The organism is Anaerosacchariphilus polymeriproducens, assembly GCF_003363435.1.
GTDB lineage: Bacteria > Bacillota > Clostridia > Lachnospirales > Lachnospiraceae > Anaerosacchariphilus > Anaerosacchariphilus polymeriproducens.
Genome location: NZ_QRCT01000026.1, coordinates 48,829 through 59,456 on the forward strand (window position 1 = coordinate 48,829; position 10,628 = coordinate 59,456).

Genomic DNA, 10,628 nt, shown 5'->3' on the forward strand with positions numbered 1-10,628 from the left:
GACTTTCTAATTTAACTATTATATTGTGAAATAATAATTATTTTACATACACTTTACATTTCACTGTTTTCTTTCCTGCTTTTACAGTAATGGTCGCTTTTCCTTTTCCTACTGCAGTTACAACTCCGTCTTTAACAGTTGCTACTTTCTTGTTAGATGTTGACCATTTTACTGAATCTGTTGTATTACTTGGTTTCACTTTTGCTTTTAAAGTTAACACTGCACTTTTTTTCATAGTTACTTTTTTCTTATTTAATTTAATAGATTTTGCTTTTACTTCTTTAACAGTAACTACACATTTTGCAGTTTTCTTTCCTACTTTTACAGTAATAGTTGCTTTTCCTGCTTTATTACCTACTATAACACCATTTTTAACAGTTGCTACTTTTTTATTTGATGTTTTCCATAAAATTGTATCCGTAGATGTCTTTGGTAAAACTTTAGCTTTTAAAGTAACTTTTTTCCCTTTTATAATTGTTACTTTTTTCTTATTTAATTTAACAGATTTTGATGAAACTTCTTTTACAGTAATTGTACATTTAGCCGTTTTTCCACTTGTAGTTGTCGCAGTAATAACTGCTTTACCTTTTTTAATTCCTTTTACAACACCATTTTTTACAGTTGCTATTTTTTTATTTGATGTTGTATATGTAACTTTATCCGTTGTATCTGCTGGTGCCATTGTAGCTTTTAAAGTAACTTTTTTCCCTTTATAAATAGTTGCTTTCGTTTTGTTTAAGGTCACGCTGGTTGATGGAACTTTAACTGTTACTATACATGTTGCTGTTTTCCCATTTACTGTTCTTGCTGTAATAACTGCTGTACCTCTTCCAACTGCTTTAACCAAACCATTTGTAACATTAACTACTGCAGAATTTGAAGTTGTCCATGTAACTGTTTTATCCGTTGCATTTGTTGGATTCACAGTAGCTACCAACGTAAACTGAGTACCTTTCACAACTTCCTTCACTGTATGGTTCAAACTTACTGATACCACATCTACTGTTTCCTCTTGTTCTTCTGTTTGCTCTTCTGTCTGTTCTTCTGTTTGTTCTTCTGTTTGTTCTTCTGTTTGTTCTAATGTTTGTTCTTCTGTCTGTTCACCTTCTGCATGAACCATTGGTATGTTTGTAAAAGGCAATGTCACTAAGCATAATGCCATTATGCATGCAATCAATTGCTTCATACCCCTAAATTTTTTTGCGACTTTTAATTCTGTCATTTTCATCTCTCCTTTTAAAATGTTTTTAATTTATAAAACTGCTTATTCTGAAATATTTGGGAGTAAGTTAATGTATTTCTACATTTCACTGATATTTCAAAAAACATTATACACTTTTGCATAAATTCAGCAGGTTTTATTTCTATTTTTCGAACGTAAAATTATTTTATACTATTTTCATAAAAACTTCAACTATTTTTTATATTTTTTATCATTTAGAAATTTTTTCTAAAATTAAACCGGAATTGTAGTTAAAATTTGTCATATAACAGTGTAATAACTGTAAAACATTTCTTACTAAATAAAAAATCCAAAGCGTTATGCCTCGGATTTCTTTACAAACTGAAATATATTTTTAATTTTTACATTACTGTTGTTTAATAGATGCATCACGCAATTGATTCTCCCCAACTGCAATTACCCAAAAAATAAGTGGAGTCGTATAAATATGTGGGTTATTTATCATTCCCTGCACCAAATAAGATATCAAACATATTATGACAGCTATTAGGAACTGATTATTTTTATAAATCTTAATTGATCTTTTAATACTTGATATATAAATTCCAAAGTATGAAATTACACCAAATACTCCTGTTGTTATTAAAAATTGAAAAAATTCATTATGAGCATCTATAATTTTTTTATCCAAACTATAAACATCACCATTAAAACAATTTCTTAATGCATACACAAAACTTGCCGGTCCTTCTCCAATAAATTTATGTTTCAAATCAAATTCACGAAAAACCTGAATACTATAGATCCAGTTAGTACCTCGACAGGATCCCCACCATTTATCAAAATAAAGATAATTCCCTATCGCTCCAAACTTATTTACTACTTCAACTTTTTCATAACGTAAATTCAAAAAGACTATACCAAGGAATCCAGTGACAGCAATAAGACCAACCACTAAAAAGAAAATAGTTTTTGTCTTTTTAAGAACTTGCTTTTCGATTCCTTTCTTTTCACAAATTGTAATTCCCAAATAAAGTAAAATAATAACTGGAAGAAAAATCAACATTTTTCTATTCAATGCAAAGATACGGGCAAGTCCAACCAGCAAATCATCTTTATTAATCAGAATATGATGCACAATTGTAATTCCCTGTAATGACAAAATAAAAGTCCCAGCTAAAATCAAGTATTTTTTCACTTCCCACACTTCATTTAAGAACCAAAATAAAATTAAAAAAGAAACAATTACTGAACAAAAAATACTGTCACTTGATGAAGCTACCATACCAAAAAAACCTAAGATACAAAATATTCCATAAATCCAGGCTGACAATTTCTTTTTTGACACACAAAATAGTGTCATACCAATTGGAAGAATAATACTGCTATAACAGGCCAATGAATTTACATTTCCTAAAGTAGATATAAAACTTCCATTCTGCCAACCGAACTTATACATTCCCAAAATATCAATTTGAAAAAAGTTAAATATTGCAATGATATAAACTAACATGCCACACAAAAGAAATGACCACAAAATTACTTGATCGAATTTTAAATATCTGGATATAATAAAATAACCTAGCACGCAGAACATTATGGCTAAATAGCCAAACATTCTTCCGCTGGTTCCCCAAAAACTCTCAGCCATCTCATCTGAAAACAGCCATGAAATAGTAAGCACCAATCCAAACCCGAGAACAAACCAGTCTGTTAATGAAACTGATTTCATATTATCTTTCAGATTTCCTATTGACTTATAATTCGAAGGAATCCACGTTAGAAATAAAAAAGACAAAAATAAAAACATTATTATATTAATATTCAAATAACTGCTGCTCTTAAAATCCAAAATATCGGTATAACCATTTTTAAATAGTAATGGGTATAATCCAATTAAAAAAAGTACATATATATATACAATATACTGAGTTAAACTTTTTTGAATCGATACATCATTTTTATTACTCTTTTTATTCATTTCTAATTCACCTTTACCTTATCCCGCTCTTATTCTTGCTAAAATCTATCATATGTATAAAACAAACTTTTAAAATCAATTTATTTAGAACACTAAATATAATAACAAGAATACTTTTAATTTGCAATAAAATAAAAGTATTCAAAAAATATATCCCAAATTTCACAAGATAAATATGTCAAATTTGGGAAGAAAAATATTTTTCAAGAAAAGAATAAAGTTTTAGCATGGTCGACAACTATTTGACTTTTTCCCTAAAATCCACAAATTTTGACTCCAATTGTCGAAATAATGCAATTATTTTTAATTGTCCTTTTCCAATGATAATGCTATAATTTTCTTATTATAAGTAATAGGAGGGGAATGCATGCTTCATAGGCGTTATAAAGATGAAATTTCTCATCTAAAAAACGAGAATAAACAACTTCAGCACGAACTAGAAACCTTATATTCAACGCTTGCCCAGTTGAATACTACAATGGAACGCATGATTGACTATCTGTTGCTTCCCGAAAACAATAAATCATAGGCGCGCATTATTGTTTTGTGAAGCCACAGGGAGTTATGCCCCTTGCCATAACACCCTGTCAAATTTATCTATCTTATTACTTTTTATTTTTTAATTGCATCCTTCATAGCACGAACATATTCATAAATTTGGTGGCCCGCTTCTTCTTTATATTCTTGAATTATCTTTACAATTGCACTACCTACAATAATACCATCTGCCATTTGCCCTATTTCCTTCGCCTGTTGCGGTGTACTAATCCCAAAACCTATTGCACATGGTATATTCGTAGTTTCTTTAATAACCTTAAGGATTGATTTTAAATCTGTATTGATTTCTTTTCTGACCCCGCTCACTCCCATGGATGAGACCACATATAAAAATCCCTCCGCATTTTCTGCAATGGTCCGAATTCGTTGTTCTGAAGTAGGTGCAATCAATGAAATTGTTTTCACTCCATATCTGGATGCTGTTTCTGCTAACTCATCTTTTTCTTCATAAGGCATATCTGGAATAATTATTCCGTCTATTCCTACCTCTTCACATTTTTTAAAAAACTTTTCATATCCATAATAAAAAACTGGATTAGCATATGTCATTAATGCAAGAGGAATTTGCGTTTTGGTCCTGACAGACTTAACCATATCAAATATTTTATCGACTGTTGTCCCCACAGACAATGCTCTAATATTTGCCTCTTGAATCACATCCCCTTCGGCTACCGGATCTGAGAACGGTATCCCGATTTCTATCAAATCAGCACCTGCTCTCTCCATTTTCAAAATAAATTCCTCTGTCTTCTCTAAATTAGGATCTCCAGCTGTCAAAAACCCAATAAAACTCTTACCATTTTCAAATGCCTTTTCTATTCTATTCAACAATATCAACTCCTTTATATCGTGCAATCGCAGCAACATCCTTATCTCCTCGACCTGAAACACACACAATTATTATTTGATTATTATTCATACTCGGTGCTATTTTCCTTACGTGAGCAATTGCATGAGCACTTTCAATCGCACAAATAATCCCTTCTGTTCTCGCAATATATTCAAATGCATCTACTGCTTCTTCATCTGTTACGGGTACATATTCCGCTCTTTTTGTATCATGCAGATATGCATGTTCCGGTCCGATGCCCGGATAGTCTAAACCTGCTGAAATAGAATAGACCGGTGAAATCTGTCCATAATCATCCTGGCAGAAATAAGACTTCATCCCATGAAAAATACCAACACTTCCTTTGCTTATCGTAGCTGCATGTTTCTGTGTATGGACTCCATGACCAGCTGCTTCACAACCAATTAAACGTACCTCTTGATCCGGTATGAAATTGTAAAATGCACCCATCGCATTACTTCCCCCGCCTACACATGCTACTACAGCATCAGGAAGTTTTCCTTCATATTCTAGTATCTGCTGCCTTGCTTCCTTGCTAATCACACTTTGAAAATCTCTTACAATCATAGGGAAAGGGTGAGGCCCCATAACAGAACCTAGAATATATAAAGTATCATCTACTCTGGAAGCCCATTCTCGCATCGTTTCATTCACTGCATCCTTGAGAGTCATGGTACCACTGGTGACCGGATGGACTTTAGCACCAAGCAGTTCCATTCGATATACATTTAAAGCCTGACGATCTGTATCCTCTTTTCCCATAAATATCTCACATTCAAGTCCTAAAAGTGCTGCAGCCGTAGCCGTAGCTACTCCGTGTTGACCGGCTCCTGTCTCTGCAATTACACGAGTTTTTCCCATTTTTTTAGCCAGTAGTACCTGCCCTAATACATTATTGATTTTGTGGGAACCTGTATGGTTCAAATCTTCTCTTTTTAAATATATCTTTGCTCCACCTAAATCTTTTGTCATTTTTTCTGCATAATATAATATAGATGGTCTTCCTGCATAATTTTTTAACAAATTATCCAATTCATTCATAAATGCAGGATCTTTTTTATAAGTTTCATAACATTCTTCTAAATACTGAATCTCATTCATTAAAGTTTCGGGTATATACTGTCCTCCGTAAATCCCATATCTTCCTTTAGACATTTTGAATCCTCCTTATGATTTGTTCTATCTTGTTTTTGTCTTTTACTCCGTTGGTCTCTACTCCACTGCTGATATCAACTGCAAAAGGTCCTAATTCATTTATTCCTCTTTCAACATTATCAATATTCATCCCGCCTGCCAGGAAAAATGGTTTCGCTATTTTTATTCCAGACGCCAAGGTCCAATCAAATACCTTTCCGGTTCCACCTTCTCCCTGGTCTAATAAAAGAAAATCTACAGGCAGTTTCTGTGCTTCGATAATATCAACTGCATTTGTAACTTTTACTGCTTTAATAATTGGAACACTAGTTTTACTTTTTAATGTTTGAATATAACATTCATCTTCCTGTCCATGAAGTTGGACAACAGAAATGATGTTTTCATTTATAAGGTCAACAATATTCTCTACCTTTTCATTCACAAATACACCTACAGATATGATCTTATGATCTAACAAAGCCCTTAATTTTCCTGCCTGTTCTTTTGTGACCTGACGTCTGCTTTTGGCAAATACAAATCCTATATAGTCGGGTTTTGCTTCATTTACAAACTCTATATCGCAGCTTTGAAAAAGTCCGCAAATTTTTATTTTTGTCATCCTTTGATTCCTTTCAACTGATCTAAGACTTCCTTTTTATTCTCACTACGCATAAGAGTTTCTCCTATCAATACAGCATCAACACGATTTTCTCTTAATACTTGGATATCTTCTGCCGTTTTAATCCCACTTTCTGAGACATAGATTACATTATTAGGTATATTTTTTCTAAGTTTTATACTGTTTTGAACATCTACTTTAAACGTTTTCAAATCCCGGTTGTTTACACCAATAATCCTTGCACCTGCTTCTAAAGCACTCTGAACCTCATGCTGGGTATGTGCTTCTACTAATGCTGATAATCCAAGGCAGTGAGCAATATTAATATATTCCTTTAACGTCCTTGTGTCTAAAAGAGCACATATTAACAGGATCGCTGACGCTCCTAAAACTTTTGCCTCATAAATCTGGTAAGAATCAATCGTAAAATCTTTGCGCAAAACTGGAACTCGAACCTCGTTTGCTATCTTTTGTAAAAACTCGTCTTTTCCTAAAAAATATTCCGGCTCTGTTAGTACAGAAATGGCTGCAGCCCCTGCTTTTTCATAATCTAACGCAATATTTAAATATGGGAAATCTTCTGCTATAATACCTTTTGATGGAGAGGCTCTTTTCACTTCACATATAAAAGCAATCTCTTTTCCTTTTAAGGCTTTTTCAAACGGAAATCCTGTATCTGCGCTAATTTGAATCGCATCATTCTTAACTGTCTGCAAAGGCTTTCTCTTTTTTGTATTTTCAACTGCTATTCTTCTTTTGTCTGCAATTTCTTTTAAAATCATAATTTTCTCACCTACTTTTCATTGGTGTACTGTATAAATTTTTCTAATTGTTCCATTGCTTTGCCACTATCAATTACTTCTTCTACTTTTTTTACCGCTTCTTTCATACTCAATGACTGATCTGCTATATAAAGAGCGGCTGCAGAATTAAGAACTACTGCATCTCTCTTAGGTCCTTTTTCACCTTTCAAAATTGCTCTGGCAATACTTGCATTTTCTTCAGGTGTTCCTCCGACCAAATCTTCTTTTTTGCATCTTGTTAATCCCAAGTCTTCCGGTGTCAAAACATAAGACTTAAACTCTCCATTTCTTATTTCACAAACAGACGTTGGTGCACTTAATGATATTTCATCTAAACCATCCTGCCCAAATACTACCATTGCATTTTTCACACCAAGGTTATATAAGACTTTAGCAAGAGGCTCAATCAATTCTTCTTCATAAACACCCATAAGCTGCATCTTCGCGCCTGCTGGATTTGCAAGCGGACCTAAAATATTAAATACGGTACGGATTCCTAATTCTTTGCGAACAGGAGCTACGTACTTCATTGCAATATGATAGTTCTGCGCAAATAAAAAGCAGATACCTATTTCATTTAACATCCTGGCACTTTTTTCGGGTGAAATTGTAATATTTATCCCTAAAGCTTCTAATACATCAGCCGCTCCACATTTACTGGAAGCTGCACGGTTCCCGTGTTTTGCCACAGGTACTCCGGCTGCTGAAACTAAAATGGATGATATGGTAGAAATGTTGAACGAATTTGATTTATCTCCGCCGGTTCCAACAATTTCTAATACGTCAAGGTCATGTAACAATTTGATACAGTGCTTCCTCATCCCTTCAGCCGAACCGGTAATCTCATCAATTGTTTCCCCTTTCATACTAAGGGCTGTCAAAAATGCACTCATTTGAATCTGGCTTGCATCACCACTCATGATTTCATCCATTACTTGTTCTGCCATTTGGTATGTTAAATTTTCTTTGTTCGTTAATTTGATGATTGCTTCTCTAATCATATTATCACCTCATAAAATTTCTAATTATTTCTTTCCCTTGTGGTGTCAAAATAGACTCTGGATGAAACTGTAGTCCATAGGTAGAATGTACTTTATGCTGAATCGCCATAATTTCACCAGAAGCAGTTTTAGCAGTTACGTTCAATTCATTGGGTAATGTACGTTCATCAGCTGCCAAAGAATGATATCGCGCTACACTAATTTGTTTTTTCATACCCTGGAATAATGGAGATTCTGATATAATCTCAACTTCAGATTGTTTTCCATGCATTAACTTCTGAGCATATGTTACAACTCCTGAAAACGCTTCATAAATTACTTGATGTCCAAGGCACACTCCCAAAATCGGAATTTTTCCACTGAAATGTTTCACCACATCGATACAAATCCCTGCATCTTTTGGCTTCCCGGGTCCAGGAGAAATAATGATAGAACTTGGATTTAAATGTTCAATTTCTTCTATTGTCAACTCATCATTTCTTATTACCTTTATATCAGGATCAAGCTCTCCAACGAGCTGATACAGATTATAGGAAAAGCTATCGTAATTATCAATCAATAATACCATTACACAATTCCCTCCCTTGCTATTTCTATAGCATTCAAAACTGCTTTTGCTTTATTTAAGCACTCTTCATATTCCCTTTCCGGAACACTGTCTGCTACGATTCCTGCACCTGAACGAATGAATACTTTGCCATTCTTCTTAAATGCTAACCGGATTGCGATACATGTATCTAAATTACCGGTGAAATCAATATATCCGATTGCCCCTCCATAAATGCCACGTTTGTTATTCTCCAACTTATTAATAATCTCACAAGCTTTTATTTTCGGTGCTCCCGATAAAGTACCTGCAGGAAGTACGGCTTCAACTGCATCTGCTGCATCTTTATCTTTACGAATCTTACCCGATACCGTGGAACCAATGTGCATTACATGGGAAAAAAACTCTACTGACATATATTTATCAACACCTACGGTATTGAATTCACTGATTTTCCCCAAATCATTTCTCCCCAAATCTACCAGCATATTATGTTCAGCTAATTCTTTTTCATCTGCTAATAACTCATTTTTCAGTTCTTGATCCTGCTTTTCATTACTACCTCTTGGCCTTGTTCCTGCAAGTGGAAATGAATGAACAATACCATCTTTTAACTTAACAAGTGTCTCAGGTGATGCTCCTGCAATCTCCAATTCATTACTGGAAAAATAAAACATATACGGAGATGGATTCGTTGTCCTTAAAACTCTATAAACATCTAATAGGCTTCCTTCGAAATCAGCATCAAACCGGTTTGATAAAACAACTTGAAAAATATCGCCTTCGTAAATATGCTTTTTCGCTTTTTCTACCATTCGGCAATACTCCTCTTTGCGAAATAAATGACGTAATTCTGATTTTAACTCAGGTATTTGATCTTCCTGCTTCTCACCATGTTGAATAAGTGTAATCATTTCTTTTAATGCATCAATTGCTTTTGAATATTCCGTATCAATTTGCTCTAATTTTACATTTACAATTAAAATTATCTTTTGTTTTAAATGATCAAATGCAATTACTTTATCAAATAACATCAAATCAACATCTTTAAAATTTTCTTCATCTTTTGCATCAAGATTTAATGAGGGTTCTGCGTATTTGATATAGTCATATGCAAAGTACCCGACCAAACCTCCTGTAAACGGGGGAAGTTCTTCCATTTTGGGGCTTTTATGTTCTTGAATAATTTCTCGAATATATTGACCGGGGTTATCGGTCTCAATTGTTGTACTCTTATCTCTTTTCATATTCAGCACTCCATTTAAACAGGTCAGTTCAAGAGATGGATTATAACCTAAAAAAGTATATCTTCCTCTGTTTTTATTGTCTTCAACACTTTCTAACATATAAGTATTTTGACTTACCTTTTTCAAAATTTTCAGGACCTCAATTGGTGTTTTTGTGTCTGCGAACATTTCACAACTGACTGGTACTACTTTATACTGTTTTTCTTTCGCTATTGCTTTTACTTTTTCCAATGATGGATAAAAATTCATGTTTTGACCTCCTTATAACATTTATTATTACCAATTACTTGTCATGAAGGCTTTTTAAATACAAAAAAACCCGCCCATGACAAACTAATATTTGTCAAGGACGAGTGATTAATCAATTTTAAATAAATAGATAAAATCTACCCGCGGTACCACCTTGCTTCATGGAAAACCACGCACTTATCAGAATACTATCATATTCCCGGCAACTAACGTATGCCCACACGTTACAGAATACTCAGCAAATACTGCCTTTGACTGTACCCTCAGCGGTCCATTTAACAAGCTGCGTTCTGCCTGTTCTCAGCAACCAGGCTCTCTGTAAGTGCACGATTCGTTTTTATCTCCGCTTCAACGGTTTTATTTTTTTATTAAATTAAAGATATCATAAACCTAATTTATTATATTGTCAAGAAAAAAATTGGTTCCTTATTTTTATATGTACCCCATTTTTGATAA

General features: G+C 33.6%; 10 protein-coding genes. 1 reads left to right on the top strand and 9 read right to left on the bottom strand.

What is annotated here, in order from left to right; genetic code table 11:
- Positions 1-37 precede the first annotated feature (37 nt).
- Together DWV06_RS09655 and DWV06_RS09660 are read right to left on the bottom strand one after the other, a co-directional pair.
- Positions 38-1,222, bottom strand: a complete 1,185-nt coding sequence (locus DWV06_RS09655) for an Ig-like domain-containing protein (protein ID WP_115481975.1) — start codon at positions 1,220-1,222, stop codon at positions 38-40.
- A gap of 367 nt (positions 1,223-1,589) precedes the next feature.
- Entirely contained in the window at positions 1,590-3,164 is a 1,575-nt protein-coding gene (locus DWV06_RS09660) for an O-antigen ligase family protein (RefSeq protein WP_115481976.1), read from the bottom strand.
- A gap of 367 nt (positions 3,165-3,531) precedes the next feature.
- Here DWV06_RS09660 and DWV06_RS18360 point away from each other — a divergent pair, with 367 nt between their 5' ends.
- Positions 3,532-3,693 carry a hypothetical protein gene (locus DWV06_RS18360; protein ID WP_155522625.1) on the top strand — a complete coding sequence of 54 codons (162 nt, stop codon included), beginning with the start codon at positions 3,532-3,534 and terminating at the stop codon, positions 3,691-3,693.
- A gap of 83 nt (positions 3,694-3,776) precedes the next feature.
- Here the strand turns inward: DWV06_RS18360 and trpA are convergent, their stop codons facing one another.
- Genes trpA through trpE form a run of 7 tightly spaced genes read right to left on the bottom strand, consistent with a single transcriptional unit; the run spans position 3,777 to position 10,172 of the window.
- Entirely contained in the window at positions 3,777-4,550 is a 774-nt protein-coding gene (trpA, locus tag DWV06_RS09665) for a tryptophan synthase subunit alpha (protein WP_115481977.1), read from the bottom strand.
- The gene (gene trpB, locus DWV06_RS09670) at positions 4,543-5,727 is read right to left on the bottom strand and encodes a tryptophan synthase subunit beta (protein WP_115481978.1); all 1,185 of its coding nucleotides are present in this window, start codon (positions 5,725-5,727) and stop codon (positions 4,543-4,545) included. Before trpB ends, trpA begins: the two co-directional genes overlap by 8 nt.
- Positions 5,720-6,325: a phosphoribosylanthranilate isomerase gene (locus tag DWV06_RS09675; protein WP_115481979.1), complete on the bottom strand. Its 606-nt coding sequence runs from the start codon at positions 6,323-6,325 to the stop codon at positions 5,720-5,722. The genes trpB and DWV06_RS09675 overlap by 8 nt, the downstream gene beginning before the upstream one ends.
- The gene (gene trpC / locus DWV06_RS09680; RefSeq protein ID WP_115481980.1) at positions 6,322-7,107 is read right to left on the bottom strand and encodes an indole-3-glycerol phosphate synthase TrpC; all 786 of its coding nucleotides are present in this window, start codon (positions 7,105-7,107) and stop codon (positions 6,322-6,324) included. Before trpC ends, DWV06_RS09675 begins: the two co-directional genes overlap by 4 nt.
- A gap of 11 nt (positions 7,108-7,118) precedes the next feature.
- The gene (gene trpD / locus DWV06_RS09685) at positions 7,119-8,129 is read right to left on the bottom strand and encodes an anthranilate phosphoribosyltransferase (RefSeq protein ID WP_115481981.1); all 1,011 of its coding nucleotides are present in this window, start codon (positions 8,127-8,129) and stop codon (positions 7,119-7,121) included.
- 4 nt (positions 8,130-8,133) lie between these two features.
- Positions 8,134-8,697, bottom strand: coding sequence for an anthranilate synthase component II (locus DWV06_RS09690; protein ID WP_115481982.1), 564 nt, complete (start codon positions 8,695-8,697; stop codon positions 8,134-8,136).
- Positions 8,697-10,172, bottom strand: coding sequence for an anthranilate synthase component I (trpE, locus tag DWV06_RS09695; protein WP_115481983.1), 1,476 nt, complete (start codon positions 10,170-10,172; stop codon positions 8,697-8,699). The genes DWV06_RS09690 and trpE overlap by 1 nt, the downstream gene beginning before the upstream one ends.
- Positions 10,173-10,628 lie beyond the last annotated feature (456 nt).